Here is a 20,485-nt window from a genome sequence, read left to right as displayed (position 1 = left end):
TGCTAGGGCGTGTTGACAAAAGGGATTCCCAACCCGGTAAAGTTCTGATTCAGGCCTGCCTTTTGGAAGGGCAGGCAGGGATCGCGGCGACCTGAGCGACGCAGAATGGGAATTGATCGGGCCGCTGCTCCCACCCGAGCGTGGCAGGCATGCTCGCCCTGCCGGAGATAACCGGCGCTATCTCAACGGAATGCTGCACGTCCTGCGAGTTGGATGCCCCTGGCGCGAGCCGAAGGCCAGCGCAGCTACATGCATGAGCGCTATGGGAAATGGATCTCCGTCTACGTCCGGTTCCGGCGCTGCGACAATCAAGGCCTCCCTCTCGACTTCCAGCTGACGGGCGGCGAGGCGTCCGATTACGGCGGTGTCGATAGCCTGATGGCCATGCCGGAGCCAAAGCCCGCCGCCTTGCTTGCCGACAAAGGCTATGATGGCGACCGCTTGCGCGAGAACTTGCCCCGGAGCAACATCTTGCTGGTCAACCCGCCGCGTTCGAACCGCAAGTCGCCAGAGCATCCGAACATTTCGACCCCTTACCGGTCGTTCAAGTGCCGATTTCTGGCATCCAGCTGCAAACGGTCAGGTTGAAATCTCGACTCCTCGCGTTTGTACTTTCTCGAAAGTCGGCCGCTCCAAATCTCGGTGGATTTCATAGCACCACTGCGCCAAGAGAGAGAGCCGATCGTATTTTTGGGGAACACGGTGGAATTGGAAGACCGGGAGCGTAGTACGCAGGATCGCAAGATCGCATTGCTTATCGATGCCGACAATGTCCCGCATGGCAAGATCGCGGAGATGCTGGCAGAACTCTCCAAATATGGGACGGCCAACATTCGACGCGCCTATGGAGATTGGGCGAGCGCAGGCCTGAAGAACTGGAAGGACAAACTGCACGATTTCGCGATCCGCCCGGTTCAGCAGTTCAGCTATTCCACAGGCAAGAACGCCACGGACATGGCGCTGGTGATCGACGCCATGGAACTGCTCTACACGCGGAAACTGGAAGCTTTCTGTATCGCCTCCAGCGATGCCGATTTCACGCCTTTGGTGATGCAGCTCCGAGCGAACGGGCACGAGGTCTACGGCTTCGGTGAGCGCAAAACACCTTCTCCATTCGTCAATGCCTGCACGGCATTCCTTTTCCTCGATACTCTGGGTGAACCGCTTGTTGCCGCAGCTCCTTTAGCGCCGGCTGCAAAATCCAAGCCCAAAGCCAAGCCGAATGGCAACGGAGCAACCTCGCCCGCCCCCAAACCAGCGGGCACGATCCTGTCGCAGGACACGAAGCTTGTCACTATATTGCGCGGGGCAGTCGAAGCCACGGCCCGCGAGGATGGCTGGGCCCATATGGCGGCTGCCGGACTTGCCGCCCGACGGCAGGCTCCGATCGATCCACGCAATTATGGCGTTCGGAATTTCACCGCGCTCTTCGAGGCTACGGGCTTGTTCCAGGTAGTGCGGAACGAGAATGGTCAGAGCTATGTCGCAGACAAACGAAACAAGGAGCGGACATCGCAACCGACACGTTAGAACCTGGGCACCAGGCTCGCGAAAGAGGCTGACTGTTGCAGCCCCCCGCGCCGCGCGTGCCCGAGGTGATCAGGCCCGCTTGCCCTTCAGGCTGAGAAAGTCTGTCACGGCTTGATCTCCAGCGCGCTGATCTTCACTCCCTTCAGCACGATGAGGTAGCGAAGATCGGCCGGGCTGCCGGGAAAATCGCCCTCCAGGTGATTGGTGACGACAATGCGATCCGCGTCGACCTCAATCGAAAACGGTTCGACCGTATAGCTGTATTTCGTCGAGGATGACGCTTTCCAGTTCCTGATCGCGGCGCGCCCTTCATGGTCTTCGCCTTCGTCCCGAACGAGCGGGGCCTGCGTGAGGCATTGCGCCACGCGCTCTGGATCCTTCGTCTCGTCGGCAGTGAAATAGCGGGCGATGGCCCGGGACGGTTTGCTCATCGACGCCAATCAACCGACTGTATTTAAAAAAGGAATTCCTCGGCCATTTGCGCGACAAGGCCCCCCGGACATGCCGCGATGTGGGACGTCAAAGCGGCCTCACGGCCATATCCGGCGTGCCGACCTGGAACTTTCGCGGTGAACGGCCTTTGATTGGGAAGGGCGGCCATACCGACCGTCCACCGGGATCGAGGCCGACGGCATGTATTCACCCCGCGCTCCAATCGCGTCCGCTGGAACCGAACGGGTCCGGGCCGGTCCACCCGACCTGACGCATTTCCGGGCAACTCGCGACCTGAGCGTCGCCCTTGCCAGCGGGCTCAACGAAGCCGACGCAACGGTCCAGTCGATGCCCGATGCCTCTCCGGTCAAATGGCATCTGGCGCATACGACCTGGTTCTTCGAGACGTTCCTGCTGCGCGACACGCGATCCGACTATCGCCTGTTCGACGCAAAGTGGCCCTTCCTCTTCAACAGCTACTACGAGGCCGAAGGGGCTCGTCTGGCCCGCCCCCAGCGCGGCCTGCTCACCCGCCCCACCCTGGAGGAGGTCCTCGCCTACCGCGCGCATGTCGACGCCGCGCTCACGCGCGTCTGGCCCGACCTTCAGGAGCACCATGCCGCCCTGCTGGAACTGGGCCTTCAGCACGAACAGCAGCACCAGGAACTGCTCCTGACCGACCTGAAGCATCTCTTTTCCTGCAACCCGCTTGGCCCGGCCTACCGCGAGGAAGGCGCCGCTCCGCCAGCAAGCGTTGCCGCCGAACTAAGATGGCTGGAAGGGCCGAGCGGCGCGCGGACCATCGGCCACGCCGGCAAGGGGTTCGCATTCGACAACGAAGGGCCAGCGCACACGCAATGGCTTGCGCCCCACGCCCTTGCCCATCGCCCTGTCACCAACCGCGAATGGTGCGCCTTCATCGCCGATGGAGGCTATGAGACGGCCTCCCTGTGGCTGTCCGATGGGTGGGACTGGGTCCGCCGCGAGGGGGTCGCGGCTCCGCTCTACTGGCGTGGGCAGGGCGAGCCGGAGGCGCGCGAGACCTTCACGCTTTCCGGTTGGCGTGCGATCGACCTCGATGCGCCCGTCACCCACATCTCGTTCTACGAAGCGGATGCTTATGCGACATGGGCCGGCGCGCGCCTCCCGACCGAGCAGGAATGGGAAGCGGCCGCCAGCGCTCATCCGGCGACGCACGGGATTCAACTCGACCGCGCAGCGGCTGTGCAGCCACGCGCCGAAAGTCCGGAAGGGGATTTTGCCTCGATTTTCGGCAACGTCTGGGAGTGGACGGGGTCGGCCTACCGCCCCTGGCCCGGCTTTCGCCCTGCCCCCGGCGCTGTGGGCGAATACAACGGCAAGTTCATGTCCAACCAGTTCGTGCTGCGCGGAGGAAGCTGCGCGACCCCGCGCGGCCACGTGCGCGCGACCTACCGCAATTTCTTCCATCCGCACCAGCGCTGGCAATTCACCGGCCTGCGACTTGCAAGGGACCTCTAGACATGGCCACATCACCGCTCGACGCCCCCCGGGGGCGCTACAGCCCTCCTTTGACCCTGCCTTTCGGGCCGATGTGCTCCGCGGCCTGGCGGGACGGGCCAAGTCCATCCCGGCCCGATGGCTTTACGACGAGACAGGCTCGGAGATCTTCGAGGCCATAACGCAGGCTCCCGAGTACTATCCCACCCGCACCGAAACCTCCTTGTTGCAAGCCCACAGCGCGGACGTCGTGCGCCAGAGCGGCGCGGACGCGCCGGTCGTCGAATTTGGATCGGGAAGCTCGCTCAAGACGCGCATCCTGCTCGAACACATGCCGAAAACAACCTACGTCCCCATCGATATCTGCGGCGAATTCATGGATGCCGCCTGTACCGAACTGGGCGCGCGCTTCCCCGGATTGGAGATCCTGCCCGTCGAAGGCGATTTCATGCAGGAAGTGCCGCTGCCTTCCTGCGTGAAGTCCTCCGACGGCGCGTCCCCTGAAGCGCTCGGCTTCTTTCCCGGCTCCACCATCGGCAACCTGCTTCACGCCGAAGCGGTCGACATGCTGCGCGCCATGCGCCGTACCCTCGGCGATGGCGCCTGGCTTCTCATCGGCATGGACCGCGCGAAGGCACCGGACCGGCTCATTGCCGCCTACGACGATGCCCTGGGCGTGACCGCCCGGTTCAATCTCAACCTCCTGACCCGCATCAACCGGGAACTCGATGGTTCGATCCCCCTCGACGGCTTCCGCCATCTGGCTCTCTGGAACGACGAGCGCAGCCGTATCGAGATGCACCTCGAGGCGCTTCGCGATGTCCGCTTCGAAGTCGCCGGCACGCCGTTCACCATGGACCATGGCGAGACCATTCATACGGAAAACTGCCATAAGTACACGCCTCAGGGCATGGAAGACCTGCTCGCCGCGGGAGGCTGGGCCACGCAGTGCCACTGGAGCGATGCGGATGGGGACTATTCCCTGTTGCTGGCCCGCGCGCACGATCAGGAGCGCGGCTGAGAGGCTAGCGGGTTTGGCGAAGAGGCGCGGTTTCGGGCATGCGCACGAACACCGCGATCACGCACAGGGCAACAGCCGATATCATGGCGCCCGGCGCTCCGGCCCAACCGGTACCGGTCACCAGGAGATGCGCGATCACGGGGGTAAGACCTCCAAAGATGGCGGTCGCGCTCGTCGCGCCCAGGGCCAGGCCGCTCAGGCGCCCCTCGCCCGGGAACAGTTCGGCCGTGGTGACCGCCCCCACTGCGCTCACCGCTCCGCCAAGCGCCGCCATGACCAGGGCACCTGTCCAGGTCGCAAGGCCGTTCGCGGTCATCCCCGCAAAGAGCACGGCAGGCACCATGATCGCGACCAGCGCCAGCGCGACGAGCACCGGGCGACGGCCGATACGGTCCGACAGCATGCCCGTCAGCGGCGTCACCAGGATCACCGTCAGCGCGGCCAGGGTCGAGATCGAGAGGGCCTGCGTTTCGGGCATGGTTCCGGTCGCGTCGAGAAACGCGGGCACATAGGTGATCCCCACGTAGTAGGTGATCGAACCCAGGGCCGAGATCGCAAAGCCACGCGCGATGGCGGCGCGATGTCCCGACAGGATGTGCCGGATCGGCCGATCGGGGACCGTGCCACTGCGTTTCTGGGCATGGAATTCGGGGGTTTCGGCAAGCGCGGCGCGGGCGATCAGCACACAGCCTGCCAATGCCCCGCCAAACAGGAACGGGATACGCCAGCCCCATACGACAAGCGCGTCGGGCGGCAAGGCCCAGACCGTCAGCGCCGCGGCGCCCGCCGCCAGAAGAGCGCCGATCTCGCTCGATGCCGACGCGCAGCTGGCAACGAGGCCACGGCGATGCGCGTGCGCGCCTTCGAGCAGGTAGGCGACAACCCCGGTATATTCACCGCCGACCGAGAACGACATCACGCAGCGCAGGAGCACCAGCAGCACGCCCGCCACAGGGCCCGCCTGTGCGTAGGTGGGCAGGACCGCCGTTGCCAGCATGGCCGCCGTCATCAATGCCATCGAGCCCAGCATCGCAACGCGCCGCCCGAAGCGGTCGCCAAGGTGGCCGAACACCAGGCGCCGATGGGACGCAGCAGGTAGGCGATGGCGAAGCCGCCCAGCGTCTGCGTCATCGAATGGCCGTCCGCTGCGAAGAACACCCGCGCCAACACAGTCGCGAAATAGAGATAGAGCGTGAAGTCGTACCACTCGACCATCGTCGAGAGCGCGGCAATGACCATCGAACGCCGGGGCATCGGCACGTGACGAGCAGAAGGCAAGGGTTCGGCGCTGTGCGCGCTGTGGCTGGCTTCGCCGTGCATCTGCCAAGGGTGCCGCATTCGAGCGGCCCGAACAAGGCTAGCGTGACCGCACCCTTGCCTGCGAATAAGGCTATTCGGCGTGACTGAGGGACTTTTCGACTTTGACAGTGCTGTGGATCGCAGCGGATCGGACGCCGCCAAGTGGCAGGAGGGTGCAGACATCCTGCCGCTGTGGGTGGCCGACATGGACTTTCGCAGCGCACCGGCCGTGATCGCAGCGCTCGAAGCGCGGGTGGCCCATGGCGTGTTCGGCTACCCCGCACCCGATACGGCCTATTTCGAGGCTATCATAAGCTGGTTCGCGCGGCGCCACGGCGTGCGCCTGCCGCGCAGCGGCATCATCCCGACGATCGGCGTCGTCCCCGCCATCCAGGCCATCCTGGGTGCCCTGTGCGCCCCGGGTGACGGCGTGATCGTGCAGCCGCCGGTCTACAACCGCTTCCTCTCTGCACTTGAGCACATGGGCTGCCGCCGGATCGAGAACCCGCTGGTGCTGCGCCAGGGCCGCTACGAAATGGATTTCGCCGACCTGGAACGAAAGGCGGCGTGTTCGCAGGCGCGCGTGCTCCTGCTGTGCAACCCGCACAATCCGGGCGGTCGCGTCTGGACACGCGCGGAACTGGAGCAGCTCGCCCGGATCTGTACGCGCCATGGCGTCAGGGTGGTGAGCGACGAGATCCATGGCGACCTGGCTTTCTCCGACCACCCCTTCACCCCTCTCGCCGCAGTGGCGCAAGACGCGGCAGCAGGCTGCATCACCTGCACCGGGGCTGGCAAGGCGTTCAACATTTCGGGGCTGCAGAACGCGTTTGTGGTCGTAGGCGATCCCGAATTGCGAGCGCTTGTGGAGGCCGCCATGACCGCGCATCAGATCCGCGACCTGAACCCGATGGGGCTGGCCGCCACGACGGCCGCCTACACCCGAGGGGAAGCCTGGCTGAACGCACTCATCGCCTACCTGGAAGGCAACGAGCGCCTGCTGCGCCAGACCTTTGCCCGGCACCTTCCCCACATCGATGTGATCCAGCAGGAGGGAACATACCTCGCCTGGATCGACGGCCGAAGGCTGGGCTTGTCCAGTGAGGCTCTTGCGGATCGACTGGTTCGCGAGGCTGGCGTGCGTGTCACGCCCGGCTCGATCTTTGGAGCACAGGGGGAAGGCTTCGTGCGCGTCAACTTCGCCTGCCCGCGCGCACGGCTCGAAGATGGTCTCGACCGGCTGATCCGCGGACTTTCTCGATAGCCGCTTTGGCCCGTTAGCCGTCCTGCTCCGAACCAAGCGCGATCGCAAAGCGCTCTTCGCGGCGCTCGTCCACGACACGTACCTGCCAGGGCTGGGTTTGCCGGAAGCGCTGCGGAGCTTCGAGCAGGAGCTCCCCTGCAAGCTGGATCGCGGCAAGGATGGCGGCTTCCTCGTTCGCGAAGTCCGCCGACACGTCGCCAGCGTCGGGCGTGCCGTCACGAACTTGGAAATAGAATTGGTTCACGGACCTGGCTCCAATCTCCCTACGCTCTGCGATTCTCGGGTGTTGCGTGAAATGGGGGCGCCAACCGGGAATTTACCTTCCGGGTAGGCGCAGGGCACAAGCAGCCACGGAATACGTGGTAGGAACGAAACCTCGTCGAAGCGCGCAAGCCCTTCGGATTGTATCCATTGCCCGCTCCCCAACGGAACGTGATCTGATCCAAACAGTTCCTCAGCGGCGAAAGAAGCCTCTGAGCAGGCCCACAGAGAGGCGTGTCTCGCGCAGGCCGGCCAAAGCCTATGATAATTGTCAATTGACCCGCAACGAGCGGAACGAGGCGCTCGACTGCCGCATTCTCGCTGCACCAGCTTTCACATGCAGGTGGAGTAAGACCAATGAATGAGCGCCTGATCGTGGTTTCGAACCGCCTGCCGATGGGAGACACGCCATCAGGTGGGCTCGTGGTTTCGCTCCACGACGTCCTCGCGGCATCGGGCGGCTGCTGGATCGGCTCGCACCCCGAGGCCGGAGACGATCACGGAGCGTTCGAGCGCATCGGCGAGGAGCCTTACCAGCGCCTCGCTTTCCGACTCACCCAAAGCGAGATGGAAAACTACTATCTCGGCTATGCCAACTCGGTGCTCTGGCCGCTGTGCCATCGCCGTCCGGACCTGGTGAAGATCCGGCCCGCGTTTCGCGAAGCCTATGAAGCGGTCAATCGCCGGATTGCCGCCATGATCGCACGTGAAGTGGGTCCCGAGGACATCATCTGGGTGCAGGACTACCATTTCATTCCGCTGGCCAGAGAGCTTCGCAAACTGGGCGTCACCAACCGCATCGGCTTTTTCCTGCACATTCCCTTTCCCGTCCTGGCAGACCTCTCGATCATGCCGCAGGCCGAAACCTTTGCCGAATGCCTGGCGCACTACAATCTCATCGGACTGCAGACTCGCGAAGACGTCGCGCGCTGTCTGGAGATGTTCCGCGACGATCCGCGCGCGGAGTTCATGACGGATGGGTCCATCAAGTTCGGCGAACATGTCTCGCTGGTGCACTCGTTCCCGATCGGGATCGACGCCAAGGCGTTCGAGGACGAAGCCCGGCGCGAGCTGCCCGATGTTTTTGGCGGTGCCAGTCCCGCGCCCTTCGCGATCGGGGTCGATCGCCTGGACTACAGCAAGGGCCTGCCGAACCGCTTTCGGGCCTTCGGCACATACCTTGCGGACCTACGTCCCGAGGATACCCGCCCCTGCCTGATCCAGATAGCACCTCCGACCCGTCTCGGCGTACAGGCCTATGAGGACATCACGGAAGAACTTCAGGGCCTGACCGGCAAGATCAACGGGCAGTTTGCCGAACTGGATTGGACGCCGATCCGGTTCATCAATCGCTCGGTGGAGCGCGCCCGGTTAGCCCACCTCTTCCGTATGGCGCGCTGCGGCCTCGTCACCTCTCTTGCGGACGGGATGAACCTGGTCGCCAAGGAATACATCGCCGCGCAGGATCCGGCGGATCCCGGCGTGCTCGTTCTTTCGCAGTTCGCCGGAGCAGCCGAAGACATGACCGAGGCTCTTCTGGTCAACCCCTACGATATCGAGGCCATGGCGCACAGGATCGATGAAGCGTTCCGCATGCCTCTGGGCGAACGCCAGCGGCGCTATCGGCATTGTCTTGAAGTTGTGCGCAAGACCGATGCCACGTCCTGGGCACACAATTTTCTGAATGTCTTGCGCTCGAGCCTCAAAGCGCTCGACCTCGCTTTCCAGGAGCGGGAACTCCAGCCTTTCGGCTGACACGGTCCACTCCTGGAGACAGGTTGTTGCGGCGCTTTGTCAGGGTGAAATATACCAGACGTCGTTGGTGCGCTGGACACGGCACAGCCGCTTCTTTCCCAGCCACAATTCCGCAGGCCGGTTCTCGGCCTCGATCCTCGCCGCTGAAAGCGCGCCACCGGCGTCAGGCGCTGTAAAATCCAGGCGTTTGGCGAGACCATGATCGTCGTCGGCAAACGTCAACTTATAGATGGGCATGAAGTACCTTTCTGCCCGCAGCTCTCACGGCCCGAGCATCTTTCGTGCGCCATCTGGATAGCATGGCGGCGAAGGCACCACGCGCCAAATCCCCTTGATAGTTATCAAGTGCACGCGCGCGCCGCGGGCTGAAGCCTGGCGGGGACGAGAGCTTGCCGCGCCATCCGCCCCGGACACGGACCCGCAATAAAAAGGCACCTGTCCCGGGAGCACCGTGGCCTTTCACGAATTACTTCGGTGCGTGCCGTGTACTCGAATGGAGCCCTCCTCGTCGTGCTAATGGATGCCTTTCTTGCCAATCGTCGCGATGTCGACCTCAGTCTGGAAGACCGGGCTCTGCTTGAAACCGCGATTGCAGAAGTCCGCGAGATCGAAAGTCGACAGGTCATTGTTCCTCCGCGAACCACGGTCGAGATCAGCACCTTGCTGATCGAGGGTCTGGTCTCTCGCTTCATCGACGACCGCCATGGCCTTCGCCAGCTTGTCGCCGTCCACGTTCCCGGCGAGTTCGTCGATCTGCACGCCTACCCCATGCGTGAGCTCGATCATGGCATCGGCGCGTTGACACCCGCGCGGGTCGCGATTGTCCCGCATGATGCCCTGAGGCGCATCCTGGACCCACGGCCCGAGCTTGCTCGCAAGCTCTGGTTCTCGACACTGCTTGACGCCGCCCTACATCGTGCGTGGCTCTTTCGGGTTGGCCGGCTCGATGCGGTTGGCCGCGTCGCCCACTTTCTGAGCGAGATGAACCTGCGCCTCCAGGCTATCGGACTGTCTGACGGCATGCGATTTGCCTTGCCATTGACCCAGGCCGATATCGCCGAAATCTGCGGCCTCACCACCGTCCACACCAACCGCGCCTTACGCCAGCTGCGCGAAGCCGGATTGTGCGAGGTTCATGCCCCCACAGTTGAACTTCTCGATCCCAAAGGCCTCGCCCGACGCGGCAACTTCAATTCGCATTACCTTTATCTGGACACGGAAGCTTTGATGGCAAAGGGGAACGGTTCATCCTCGCAGCAGAATGACTGAACCGAGACCTTGAAACAGGCTTGGTTGCGCAAATGACCGAGGGTTTCCGTTCGTGAATTCAATTGGTCAGGGAGAGGCCATGAGCAAGCCGCCCCGGCCCCGCCACCGCACGACAAACTGGAAGTCCTACACCGCAGCGCTGGCGCAGAGAGGTTCGCTTCAGGTCGGGCTTGATCCCCGGATGCAATGGCTGTCCGCGCCAAGCGGCAAGCGCGGGCGCCAGCCTGTCATTTCGGACGCCGCGATCCAGGCCTGCCTGACACTGAGGGCGGTGTTCAAGCTGCCCTTGCGCCAGACCTCCGGCATGGTCGCCAGCCTTCTCGAGATGGCCGGGCTTGATTGGCCGGTGCCCCCATGCTGGCTGAACTGCTGGACCAGATCCCACCCGATCAAGCCATCGCGACCGTCAGCGCCGGTGGCGCCTTTGCTAGTAACGAAGCCATTGCCGCGCGCGATGCCTGCGCCATCATTCCCGCCCGAAGCAATGCGCAAGCCTGGTCCGAGAGCACGCCGGGAGTTACGGCCCGAAGCGAAATCGTTCGCTCAAGCAGGCGGTTTAGCAGGCTCTCAAAATTTCCGAATAATTCTTTAAAACCAGCGTTTTAGTACTGGTGGGCGGTGAGGGGCTCACAAAAAACAGTACAAGCGACTGAATCTAAATTTTAAAATTCAAAATTGCGCTAACCAAGGCCCTGAGCCAGCCCCGCCCACGTCACACTGTGATGTGACGTGATCTCAAGGGGTATCACATTGCACTGCATGTCGCAGTCTTCCGCATTAACAGGCCGCAGAGGCTTGCACGCCCCAGTTCGTCAAGTGGCGCGGCGATTCGCGCGCAGCAGCCTAGGTCCCAACGAGAAGGGCGTAACGACCCATTCAAGCCGCTCAGGGGGCGGTGGTTACTTTCCAGGTTCGGAAGGGCCGCTTTCCTTGACCCAAGGGGCGTGATATTGACGTATACGTGACCCATTCCATTCCCCACCGGTTTCCGATCGGCATCGCCCCGAGTGACATCGACTTCATGGGACATGTCAACAACGCCAGCTATTTGAAATGGGTGCAGGCTGCTGTCATCGATCATTGGCTTGCGTTGGCGCCTGCAGAAGCAATCAGGCAGCATCTGTGGGTAGCGATCAAGCACGAAATCACTTACCGTCGACCGGCTTTTCTGGAAGATGATGTCATAGCCACGGTGGTTTTGGAAAAAGTGCAAGGGGCCAGAGCTTTTTACGAAACGGTGATCAGGCGTGGGGAAGAGGTTCTGGCTGAAGTGAAGTCCAGTTGGTGTTGTCTTGATGCGGCGACCATGCGGCCCGCGCGCTTGGCAAGCGACGTGATTAAGCGTTTTTTCTCGGCCGAAGAAGTGAGCCAGCTCTAAGAGGCTGTTTTGAAATGGGTTGATGCGGCGACTTGGGCGCGATTCAAGCTTGGGATGAAGACCTGTTCGAGCCGTCGCCAAGTGCGGACGCAAGCTTACTACGGACCTGCATAACGTGCTCGATGCACTTCGCTAAATGGGATTGAGCAGGTGTCGGACCACGTATTTTCCCGATCGACGGCCCGTTCTGCCGAACATTGTATTGGTGGTTTCGCCGCTTCGGCCGCCGAACCTTTATGGCCGTTCAGACGCCGATTTTCAGTCCCAAGGTGCGGACCGTCTGCAATTTCGGCAGCTCGCGACCAGGTTCAGCCATTCTCCAACCACTAGTTGAACAGCAGCCTCGGGCAGTAGCTGCTGAGGGAAGAGAAGGCTGTCCGACAGCAGCGGTACCATTGATCATTGCCCCCTCGGCCTAATCAGCTACTAACAGGCCGGGCTGCGCGATCGCGGCAGTTTCGATCCTTGATTGCCGGGGCGCGCATGACACCGCACGAATTTCTGAAAAAATGGCGCAACGTGGAGCTGAAGGAGCGGTCAGCATCCCAAAGTCATTTCAACGATTTGTGCGCGCTCCTCGGCGTCCAGGATCCGGTTTCGGCCGATCCGAAGGGCGAATGGTTCACCTTCGAGAAGGGCGCGAACAAGACCAGCGGCGGCAACGGCTGGGCTGATGTGTGGCGTCGCGGGTGCTTCGGCTGGGAATATAAGGGCCGCCACGCCAATCTCGACAAGGCCTATGCCCAGCTGCTGCAATATTCGGTGGCGCTGGAAAACCCGCCGTTGCTGATCGTATCCGACATGAACCGGATCGTTATCCGCACCAACTGGACAAACAGCGTTCAGGAAACCCACGAAATCGCGCTGGAGGACCTGACCGACGGAGCGGTGCGCGATCGGCTGAATGCGGCGTTCACTGATCCCGAACAGTTCAAGCCAGCCAAGTCCCGTCAGGAACTTACCGAGGAGACCGCGCGTGAGTTTGCCGGCATCGCCCAGCGGCTGCGCGAGCGAGGGCACGAGGCGCATCGCGTCGCCCATTTCGTCAATCAGCTCGTCTTCTGCATGTTCGCAGAAGATGTGGGGCTGCTCCCGGACAATCTGTTCACCAAGATGCTCGCGGCCAGCCGGGTTCGACCCGAGCGGTTTGAAAGCAATGCCGCCAAGCTTTTTGGTGCGATGGCGACCGGCGGCGACATCGATTTCACGCCGATCGAATGGTTCAACGGCGGGCTGTTCACCGATGCCAGCGTACTGCCGATCGAAAGTGAGGATATCGACCAGCTGCTCACCGCCGCCCATCGCGACTGGTCGCAGATCGATCCGTCGATCCTGGGCACGCTGTTCGAACGCGGGCTTGATCCCGCCAAGCGCAGCCAGCTCGGCGCGCATTATACCGATCGCGACAAGATCATGATGATCGTGCGGCCGGTGATCATCGATCCGCTGGAGGCCGAATGGGTCGAGGCGCTGGCGAAGATCACCGCGCTGGTGGAAAAGGCACCCAAGCGTACCGCTGAAAAGCTGCTGACCTCCGCCGAGCGCGGCCGGGCGACGCGGATGCTGGCTGAAGCGACGGCGATCCATTCGGCGTTCATCGAGCGGCTGGCAAATTTCCGCGTGCTCGATCCCGCCTGCGGCTCGGGCAACTTCCTCTATGTCGCGCTGAAGGCGCTGAAGGATATCGAGCATCGCGCCAATCTCGATGCCGAGGCGCTGGGGCTGCCGCGCGGCTTCCCGCGTGTGGGGCCGGAATGTGCGCTGGGGATCGAGCTCAATCCCTATGCCGCCGAACTGGCGCGGGTGAGCGTGTGGATCGGCGAAATCCAGTGGATGCGGCGCAACGGCTTCGATGCAGCGAAAAACCCCATCCTGCGCCCGCTGGAGACGATCGAGTGCCGGGATGCGGTGCTGAATGCCGATGGCACGCGGGCGGAATGGCCGACTGCGAATGCGGTGGTGGGGAACCCGCCGTTTCTGGGCAACAAGAAGATGATCCGGGAGCTTGGTGAAGATTACACCTTCGCCTTGCGCAAAGCCTGGCCGGAAGTGCCAAACGGCGTTGATTTGGTCTGTTACTGGTTCGCTAAGGCTTGGGCGATGATGGTTGGCGAGCGATTACAGCGCGCTGGCTTGGTCGCCACTCAAGCGATCCGTCGTGGGACAAACCGTAAGGCCTTAAGCGGGCCCGCCGCTGCGAACGGCATCTTTCATGCTTGGAGCGATCAAGAATGGACCGTTGACGGTGCAGACGTTAGGGTGTCGCTGATCTGCTTCGAGCCACAACAGCATAGAGATGCTACTCTGGATGCTCGAAAGGTGAGCGCAATCGGCGCCGATCTCAAGCCAAAGCTGACCGAAACAGCGCCTCTCGTCATTTCGACGAACAAAGGGGTAGCAGCACAAGGAACGATTAGCGGCGGCCCGTTTGAAGTTCCACCAGATTTAGCGCGCCGATTCTTGAGCGCTCCGACGAATCCGAACGGGGAAACGAATGCGGAAGTGTTGCGCCCATGGAAGAATGGAGACGACCTAACGGATCGACCTTCTGATTGGTGGATTATTGACTTTGGTGAGCGTGAACAGGCTGAAGCGGCTTTCTTCGAATTGCCCTACGCTTGCCTGGATTCCGCTTGGAAATTGGAACAGCAACGGCGTACTGCCGCAGGTGAAAAAGCACTGCGAGACGGTGAGCCAAAAACTGCCGCTCGTTGGTGGATTATGCAGCGAAGGCGAACGAAGCTGTTGCGAGACATCCAGAGTCGAAGGAGATATCTGGCAACACCAAGAGTTTCGAAGCATCGCTTCTTTGTATGGCTTGAGCCGCAAACCATACCTGACACCCGACTTGTAGTATTTAAACGTGAAGACGATACCTTCATGGGAATACTTCAATCGAACGTCCATGAGGTTTGGTCACTACGACTTGGAGGGAAGCATGGTGTCGGTAACGATCCCGAGTACGTGCACACCTTGACTTTTGATACCTTCCCCTTCCCTGAAGGCCTGACTCCGGACGCTTCCGCCGCCGACTACGCCGACCATCCCCGCGCCCAGGCGATCGCCGCTGCCGCCGCGCGACTGAACGAATTGCGCGAGAACTGGCTCAACCCCGCCGATCTGGTGGTGCGCGAGCCCGAAGTGGTGCCCGGCTATCCCGATCGCATCCTGCCGAAGGACGAGGCGGCGGCGAAGGAATTGAAGAAGCGAACGCTCACCAATCTCTACAATGCCCGGCCGCAATGGCTGGCAAACGCCCACGCCGCGCTCGATGCGGCGGTCGTCGATGCCTATGGTTGGGGCGAGGACTGGCGCGCCGGCCGGCTGGACGAGGACGAAATTCTCGCCCGCCTGTTCGCGCTGAACCAAAGCCGTTCGACCGCGAAAAAGTAATGTCCGCTGGCGCCGCCGGCAGTTGAACTGGATGTCAGCTCCCGTCGGGAGCTGACGTTAGCTATATCGATCTGGAACGGCGGCTTCGTCCCAGGACCCGGCGGGTTGAAACCAGGAACGACCCTTCCCGGTCGTTCAGCACCCAATTTTACGCTCCCGGGTGCGGACCGGCAGCTTTCCCATTTGGGATGCCCAAGACGGGCCGGTAGGCGAAGGTTCGGTTCGGAACCGGTTCGCAGGGTTAGCAGACGCTGCCGTGATCATTTCCGCGCACCTGGCACCTTGTTCCATCGCCTCTGTTGGCAATCCCAAACGGGAGCATGGCGCTTTGCGCAGAAGTGATTTGAAGGTTTATGCCCGCAGTTGTAGGGGCCCCGGATTGGTTGCTTGAATGGGCAGGCGCGCGGCTTTTTCGCGCCTGGAGGCTCGCATAAAGGCAGATCGTCGGGATTTTAGATCGCAATGAATTATCGGCATTCCTTTCATGCTGGCAACAGCGCCGATGTCGTGAAGCACAGTCTCCTGATCGCCCTAGTGCAGGCCCTGCAAAACAAGCAGGGCGCGCTGACTTTGATCGACACCCATGCGGGCTGCGGGATGTATGACCTTGACGGTACGGAAGCCCAGCGCACCGGGGAAGCTACGCAAGGCGTCCTGCAGGCCCTTGCCGACCCGAACCCCTTGCTGAACCCCTATCGCGCCGCCGTAGAGGCGGTGAATGTCGGTGCCGAACCGAAGCTCTACCCCGGCTCGCCGCGGGTTCTGGCCCAGCTTCTGCGCCCGCAGGATTTCCTGGTTCTCAACGAAAAGCACCCCGAGGACGCCCGCGCCCTGCGCAAAGCGATGCGCGACACGCCAGCCGCCGTGCATCAGCGCGACGCCTATGAGCTTTGGCTGGCGATGGTGCCGCCGCGAACCTCTCGCGGCGTCGTTGTGGTCGACCCGCCGTTCGAACAGCAGGACGAACGCTCCCGCATCACGGCCACTCTCGCTGCAGCTTACCGCAAGTGGGCGCATGGCGTGACGGTGATCTGGTTTCCGCTGAAGGAGCGCTCAACGCACGCGCACTGGAAGCACAAGTTGCGCGGCCTCGGCATCCCGAAATTTCTGAGCATCGAGCACTGGCTCTACGATGCCGATCAGCCCGGCATCTATAACGGCGCAGGCCTGTTTATTGTCAACCCGCCTTACGCCTTCACCCAGGCTTTGCCGCCTCTGCTAGATGCCCTGCGCGCTGCGTTGGCTCCCGAAGGGCATCGGGGCGAAATTTCAAGCGAATGGTTGAACGATTGAAAGAGCTGCTGTCGTGGTCGCGCTTCGGCTGATGCCTAGTTGCCTTCGGCATCGACCACGAAAACCATCGGCTTACCCCGCGAGTCAGGCTCCCAACCGGCGTTCAGCGCCGCCTGAATCCCCCTGATCACAACCGCATCGCCGATCTGGAGCCGACCACGCGGCAAGCCCTTCATCAGGCGCTTTGGCGCTGGGAACTCGAGCAAGGCGCCGCGCTGGGTGCTTTTGCGCAGCAAGCTGACGGTCATGCCTTTCCAGCCTTCGAACTCGCTCCAACGCGGCTCGCTGCGCAACTCCCATTCATATTGAACCCCGTCGACCTCGACGATACCGGAAAGCTTATGGGTGTTGGTCATGCCAGGCTGCCTAGCAGGTTTAAGATTACATACCACCGGCCAGTTGCGATCATGTCCAACCTACCCAGGATTGGCCGTTCCGTAAGAGGCGCGCAGGATGGCTGCATCGTCCCACGATGCGGCGTTTGGCGCCCGGCAAAACCGACCCTTTATCGCCGTTCAGGCGCCGATTTCCCGGCTCCAGAAACGGACCTTCAGCTAGGGGGAGGCGCACTGACCCTAGCTACATTGGGGCGGGCACCTTAAGTCCGGCGAGGGGGCTCCTCGATGGCCAGTCGCTTGGCGGTTCGCCATGTCTGGATGACGAAGAAGACAATCAGCAAAGCACCGATTCCGCCAACAAGCAGGTCAAACCATGTAAGCACGCCAAGCAGCACCGGCTGCGATCCGGCGGCAATCATCGCCAGAGTGAGCCCGATAAGCAGCACTCGCAGTTCGGTAGGGCCGGCATAAGCGTAGGACAGCTTCATCTCGCCCAGTACCCGAACGAGCAGGAAAGCGTGGATCGACAGGAGGAGGTAGCCTGCCAAAGCCACCAAGGCGACTTCCAGCTGGACATACCGGCTCAAGCCAATGCCCACCACAACGAGCGTTGTCGCAAATCCATCGCAGCTATGGTCGAGGAAATAACCGTAGCGCGGCCTCTCGATCTTCCGGTAGCGGGCCAGGCTTCCGTCCATCGAGTCGCCGAACCAGTGGATGAAATACCCGGCTATCGACATCCACAGCCAGCCATCACCCAGATTGCTCAAGATATATCCGCTGAAAATTACGAAGGCCCCGAACATCCCGATCGCGGTCAGGATATCGGGCATGACCCAGCGCGGCATGGAGGCGCAAAGCCGATTGAGGAGCCTGCGCTCTGCGCGCGCGAGGAGGTTCTCCTGGATGCGATCGATGGGGCCGGTATTCATATTCTTCGGGTTCGACAAAGGTCTTCCTGTCATTCTTTGAGCGCTACGGCCTGCGGATGTGGGGCATCGGGCCGGGCCAGGCCAAGCTTGTCGATCCGGACGGATCCCCCTCGGCGCTTAGAGGCAAATACGGCTCGTCTTGTAGTCGAAAGGGTCAACCTTGCGACTATGGGACCGAGCCATCCTTAGCTGTGGTCCGCAAGCGCAGCAACCGGATCGTTGGTGCCGGAGCGCGCCCGGGTGTCCGGTCCCGCCGCGATTTGCAAGCCGGCTCGACACGCGGCATGGAGCGTGGATCGACACCACCGGAAGACCCATGCCCCCTAGCCTGACCCAACAGATCTACAGCTCCGACGTCCTGGCATCGATCGCGTTTGTCGCAATTCTCGCGTTGCTGCGCTTTATTGTCGCTCGGGCCTTGCGGCGCAGGGACGATCTGCCCCAGCACGTGGTCCGACGCTGGTCGGCGAATGCCCGCAACGCGCTGTTGCTGATCGGCCTGATCGGCCTTGTCATGATCTGGGCACCGCAATTGCGAACCTTCGCGCTGTCCCTGACCGCGTTCGCAGTGGCCATGGTCGTTGCCATGAAGGAGTTGATCCTGTGTCTTTCAGGGTCAGCCTTGCGGACCTTGACGCGCGCCTTTTCGGTGGGCGACTGCATCGAGCTGGGTGGCATCCGGGGCGAAGTCCTCGACCACAACCTGATCGCCACCCGCTTGCAGGAAATGGAACGGCGCGAGGGCTCGCTCATCCTCACTGGGCGACACGTCATTGTCCCGCACAGCCTCCTGTTCGGCGCGCCGCTGCGCGTGGAACCGGCGGGGCCGGGCAAGGCGTGGCATACGATCGTGCTGACCTTCGAACCCCAGGGCAATCTGTTCGCCGCGCGCGGCGAAATCCGGGACAGTGCTGTATCGGCCCTGGCATCGATCGAGGCGACCGCACGGTCCGGCTCGCACAGCGCCGCTGGCCCTGCGTCCGGCCGCGAGGACGTCGAAGTCGCGTTGGGTACCAGCGACATCGGCAAGTACCGCATCGAGATCCGCTTCCCGATCCGCGCCGAACTGGCCCGCAGCGCAGAGCAGGCCGTCGTCTGCGCGATCGGCACACTGGTCCACAGCTTGCGCGAGAACGGCTAAATCCAGGCTTGGATGCGCGCCATTGGACAGCGTACTCACGCGTCTCTAGAAACACCAAGGCGGGCCAGACGCGGCTTGGTCATCGGCACGGTCAGCATGGTAGATCCGACCGCCATCAGCAGAAGCGCGGTGAAGGTCTCGGGCGTGATGATCGCGCGATCGAGAAGGACGTTGGCGAAGATGATCATGATCAGCGCCTTGGTCTGAAGCATCCAACCGATCAGTGAAGCCTCCCCTTTGTGCCAACCCAGAAGACGCCCGGCAAGGTGCACTCCGGCAAGCTTGCCCGCAACCGAGGCGAGCAGGAACAGCAACGCGGCAACAATCACCGCCGTCGCGCCCATACCGCCCCCAACCCCGAAATTCGTGCGCAGGCCGGTGCTGAGGAAGAACACCGGCATGACGGCAAGCAACAGAAACTCGCGGAACTGGTCGAGCTTTTCGCGGGTGAACCAGTGCCCGTCGAGCACCACCCCGGCAAGGAAGGCACCGACCATGAAGTGCAACCCGGACCAGTCGGCGGCGAAGCCCACGGCGGCCAGCCAGACCAGCGAAAGATGCCAGCGGTCCGCCTCGGGCACCCTGCGGAACAGCGCGCGAATGGCCAAGGCCGCAACCGCGAAGCCGCCGAGGAACAGGGCCTGGCGCCCCATCCGCTCCCAATCGACCAGGATCAGCGCGAGCACGCCCCAGATCGCGATGTCGTCGAGGCTGGCGTAGCGCAGCATCCTCTGCCCCAGAGGCCTGCGGAAGATGCCGAGCTTCTCCATGAGCAGCACGAGGATCGGCAGCGCGGTGACGGCACAGGCCATGCCGATGCCGAGCACCGCCTGCGGGTATGTGCCGCGCGAACCGATCCAGCCAGGCGATCGCAGGAGCAGCGCCGCGGCGAGCGCCCCGAAGGCGAGCGGGGTCAGCAGCGCGCAGGCGGCGGTGATCGACGTCTCGCGGCGGTGGGTCCAGGCGTCGGTGAGGTCAAGCTCGAGGCCGGCAACGAAGACGAACATCATCACCGCCCACCAGGCGACACCGTTGAGCGCCATCATGACCTGGGGGTTGAACACGAAGGCATGGATCTCGGGGAACCGGGCGCCGAGCACGCCGGGGCCAAGCAGGATGCCCCCGACGATCTGCACCACGACAAGCGGCGCCCAGTGTTCGGTGCGCAGCAGGCGCCAGACAAGATAGGGCACGCAGAGGATCACCGTGAGAGCGATTAAATAGACTTCCGAAGTTCCCATGGTTGGTATGCCGTTCTTCCTGCCCAATTTCGCTTTCGCGCGACATGTGACCGGTCTCAGTGTCTTGTAAACGGGAATGCTGTCGTGACATATGATCTTGTGGCATCAGACAAGGGCTCATTCCGATTTTACCCCTTGTCTCCAAATCCTATCTCCCTTGCTTCCCGTCGAAGTTGGCAAGAGAATCGACAAGTCGAATTTAGCGCAATCTGGCGGGCGTCTGTGATGGCTGCCTTTGGCGTTCTGAAGTGGTTTCAGCCGTCGACCCTTCCCGGCCACTCAGACGCCGATTTCGCGTTACCAGGTGCGGACGTTCCGCTATCCCGTCAGTTCACCACCAAACCATGCCAATCTGGCATTGCGAGGTTCGGGTATCGTTCTTAGTGAGATTACCCCATCAGTGCTGGGTGAACCGCCGACTACCCAATTCGGCTTCCACCATTTCCGACCATCCGGTGT

At 62.3% G+C, this 20,485-nt stretch carries 16 protein-coding genes and 3 pseudogenes; 12 read left to right on the top strand and 7 right to left on the bottom strand.

Annotated features, from left to right (window positions below; all coding sequences use genetic code 11):
* Window positions 1–55: 55 nt before the first annotated feature.
* Both MBENS4_RS27570 and MBENS4_RS09935 read left to right on the top strand, forming a co-directional pair.
* Window positions 56–510: pseudogene (locus tag MBENS4_RS27570) on the top strand (transposase); the annotation flags it as partial.
* A gap of 192 nt (window positions 511–702) precedes the next feature.
* The gene (locus MBENS4_RS09935; protein ID WP_039392175.1) at window positions 703–1,530 is read left to right on the top strand and encodes an NYN domain-containing protein; all 828 of its coding nucleotides are present in this window, start codon (window positions 703–705) and stop codon (window positions 1,528–1,530) included.
* A 104-nt stretch (window positions 1,531–1,634) separates the two neighbouring features.
* Here the strand turns inward: MBENS4_RS09935 and MBENS4_RS09930 are convergent, their stop codons facing one another.
* Window positions 1,635–1,961, bottom strand: a complete 327-nt coding sequence (locus tag MBENS4_RS09930) for a nuclear transport factor 2 family protein (protein ID WP_039390480.1) — start codon at window positions 1,959–1,961, stop codon at window positions 1,635–1,637.
* Between the two features lie 202 nt (window positions 1,962–2,163).
* Here MBENS4_RS09930 and egtB point away from each other — a divergent pair, with 202 nt between their 5' ends.
* Complete coding sequence (gene egtB / locus MBENS4_RS09925; protein WP_084592023.1) at window positions 2,164–3,462, top strand: ergothioneine biosynthesis protein EgtB; 1,299 nt, start codon at window positions 2,164–2,166, stop codon at window positions 3,460–3,462.
* 10 nt (window positions 3,463–3,472) lie between these two features.
* Entirely contained in the window at window positions 3,473–4,462 is a 990-nt protein-coding gene (gene egtD / locus MBENS4_RS09920) for an L-histidine N(alpha)-methyltransferase (RefSeq protein WP_039392171.1), read from the top strand.
* Window positions 4,463–4,466: 4 nt separating this feature from the next.
* Here the strand turns inward: egtD and MBENS4_RS09915 are convergent.
* Window positions 4,467–5,716 (bottom strand): annotated as a pseudogene (locus MBENS4_RS09915) (MFS transporter).
* Between the two features lie 145 nt (window positions 5,717–5,861).
* Here MBENS4_RS09915 and MBENS4_RS09910 point away from each other — a divergent pair.
* The gene (locus tag MBENS4_RS09910; protein WP_039390478.1) at window positions 5,862–7,025 is read left to right on the top strand and encodes a MalY/PatB family protein; all 1,164 of its coding nucleotides are present in this window, start codon (window positions 5,862–5,864) and stop codon (window positions 7,023–7,025) included.
* A 13-nt stretch (window positions 7,026–7,038) separates the two neighbouring features.
* On the opposite strand, the gene MBENS4_RS09905 is transcribed toward MBENS4_RS09910, so the two are convergent.
* Window positions 7,039–7,269, bottom strand: coding sequence for a DUF6894 family protein (locus MBENS4_RS09905; protein WP_039390476.1), 231 nt, complete (start codon window positions 7,267–7,269; stop codon window positions 7,039–7,041).
* Between the two features lie 374 nt (window positions 7,270–7,643).
* Here MBENS4_RS09905 and MBENS4_RS09900 point away from each other — a divergent pair, with 374 nt between their 5' ends.
* On the top strand, window positions 7,644–9,041 hold the full coding sequence (locus MBENS4_RS09900; protein WP_052322170.1) for an alpha,alpha-trehalose-phosphate synthase (UDP-forming): 1,398 nt from the start codon (window positions 7,644–7,646) through the stop codon (window positions 9,039–9,041).
* A 39-nt stretch (window positions 9,042–9,080) separates the two neighbouring features.
* Here MBENS4_RS09900 and MBENS4_RS09895 read toward each other — a convergent pair whose 3' ends face one another.
* Window positions 9,081–9,278, bottom strand: a complete 198-nt coding sequence (locus MBENS4_RS09895; protein ID WP_039390474.1) for a hypothetical protein — start codon at window positions 9,276–9,278, stop codon at window positions 9,081–9,083.
* A gap of 279 nt (window positions 9,279–9,557) precedes the next feature.
* Between MBENS4_RS09895 and MBENS4_RS09890 the strand changes: the two genes are divergently transcribed.
* From MBENS4_RS09890 to MBENS4_RS09870, 5 genes and pseudogenes are all read left to right on the top strand, one after another.
* Complete coding sequence (locus MBENS4_RS09890; protein ID WP_052322169.1) at window positions 9,558–10,310, top strand: Crp/Fnr family transcriptional regulator; 753 nt, start codon at window positions 9,558–9,560, stop codon at window positions 10,308–10,310.
* Between the two features lie 79 nt (window positions 10,311–10,389).
* Window positions 10,390–10,874, top strand: a pseudogene (locus MBENS4_RS24700) (transposase); the annotation flags it as partial.
* A 397-nt stretch (window positions 10,875–11,271) separates the two neighbouring features.
* Window positions 11,272–11,688 (top strand): acyl-CoA thioesterase, encoded by a 417-nt coding sequence (locus MBENS4_RS09880; protein ID WP_039390471.1) that lies wholly within the window; start codon window positions 11,272–11,274, stop codon window positions 11,686–11,688.
* A gap of 483 nt (window positions 11,689–12,171) precedes the next feature.
* Entirely contained in the window at window positions 12,172–15,081 is a 2,910-nt protein-coding gene (locus tag MBENS4_RS09875; protein WP_039390470.1) for a class I SAM-dependent DNA methyltransferase, read from the top strand.
* A 462-nt stretch (window positions 15,082–15,543) separates the two neighbouring features.
* On the top strand, window positions 15,544–16,374 hold the full coding sequence (locus tag MBENS4_RS09870) for a 23S rRNA (adenine(2030)-N(6))-methyltransferase RlmJ (protein WP_039390469.1): 831 nt from the start codon (window positions 15,544–15,546) through the stop codon (window positions 16,372–16,374).
* 35 nt (window positions 16,375–16,409) lie between these two features.
* On the opposite strand, the gene MBENS4_RS09865 is transcribed toward MBENS4_RS09870, so the two are convergent.
* Window positions 16,410–16,730 (bottom strand): hypothetical protein, encoded by a 321-nt coding sequence (locus MBENS4_RS09865; RefSeq protein WP_039390467.1) that lies wholly within the window; start codon window positions 16,728–16,730, stop codon window positions 16,410–16,412.
* A 242-nt stretch (window positions 16,731–16,972) separates the two neighbouring features.
* A complete protein-coding gene (locus MBENS4_RS09860; RefSeq protein WP_052322168.1) occupies window positions 16,973–17,677 on the bottom strand; it encodes a CDP-alcohol phosphatidyltransferase family protein in 705 nt (234 codons plus the stop codon).
* A 283-nt stretch (window positions 17,678–17,960) separates the two neighbouring features.
* On the opposite strand from MBENS4_RS09860, the gene MBENS4_RS24055 reads away from it, so the two are divergent.
* Window positions 17,961–18,785, top strand: coding sequence for a mechanosensitive ion channel domain-containing protein (locus MBENS4_RS24055; protein WP_052322167.1), 825 nt, complete (start codon window positions 17,961–17,963; stop codon window positions 18,783–18,785).
* 35 nt (window positions 18,786–18,820) lie between these two features.
* Here MBENS4_RS24055 and MBENS4_RS09850 read toward each other — a convergent pair whose 3' ends face one another.
* Window positions 18,821–20,026 carry a cation:proton antiporter gene (locus MBENS4_RS09850; protein ID WP_039390464.1) on the bottom strand — a complete coding sequence of 402 codons (1,206 nt, stop codon included), beginning with the start codon at window positions 20,024–20,026 and terminating at the stop codon, window positions 18,821–18,823.
* Window positions 20,027–20,485 lie beyond the last annotated feature (459 nt).

Source organism: Novosphingobium sp. MBES04 (assembly GCF_000813185.1).
Lineage (GTDB): Bacteria > Pseudomonadota > Alphaproteobacteria > Sphingomonadales > Sphingomonadaceae > Novosphingobium > Novosphingobium decolorationis.
The sequence above is the reverse complement of the archived record's forward strand: the minus strand, read 5'-3'. Positions and strand labels throughout refer to the sequence as shown.

Excerpts from the sequence above, each read along its gene's own strand:
- MBENS4_RS09930 (WP_039390480.1), bottom strand. The coding sequence starts at position 1,961 with ATGAGCAAACCGTCCCGGGCCATCGCCCGCTATTTCACTGCCGACGAG.
- egtB (WP_084592023.1), top strand. The coding sequence starts at position 2,164 with ATGTATTCACCCCGCGCTCCAATCGCGTCCGCTGGAACCGAACGGGTC.
- MBENS4_RS09900 (WP_052322170.1), top strand. The coding sequence starts at position 7,644 with ATGAATGAGCGCCTGATCGTGGTTTCGAACCGCCTGCCGATGGGAGAC.
- MBENS4_RS09895 (WP_039390474.1), bottom strand. The coding sequence starts at position 9,278 with ATGCCCATCTATAAGTTGACGTTTGCCGACGACGATCATGGTCTCGCC.
- MBENS4_RS09890 (WP_052322169.1), top strand. The coding sequence starts at position 9,558 with ATGGATGCCTTTCTTGCCAATCGTCGCGATGTCGACCTCAGTCTGGAA.
- MBENS4_RS09875 (WP_039390470.1), top strand. The coding sequence starts at position 12,172 with ATGACACCGCACGAATTTCTGAAAAAATGGCGCAACGTGGAGCTGAAG.
- MBENS4_RS09870 (WP_039390469.1), top strand. The coding sequence starts at position 15,544 with ATGAATTATCGGCATTCCTTTCATGCTGGCAACAGCGCCGATGTCGTG.
- MBENS4_RS09865 (WP_039390467.1), bottom strand. The coding sequence starts at position 16,730 with ATGACCAACACCCATAAGCTTTCCGGTATCGTCGAGGTCGACGGGGTT.
- MBENS4_RS09860 (WP_052322168.1), bottom strand. The coding sequence starts at position 17,677 with ATGACAGGAAGACCTTTGTCGAACCCGAAGAATATGAATACCGGCCCC.
- MBENS4_RS24055 (WP_052322167.1), top strand. The coding sequence starts at position 17,961 with ATGCCCCCTAGCCTGACCCAACAGATCTACAGCTCCGACGTCCTGGCA.
- MBENS4_RS09850 (WP_039390464.1), bottom strand. The coding sequence starts at position 20,026 with ATGGGAACTTCGGAAGTCTATTTAATCGCTCTCACGGTGATCCTCTGC.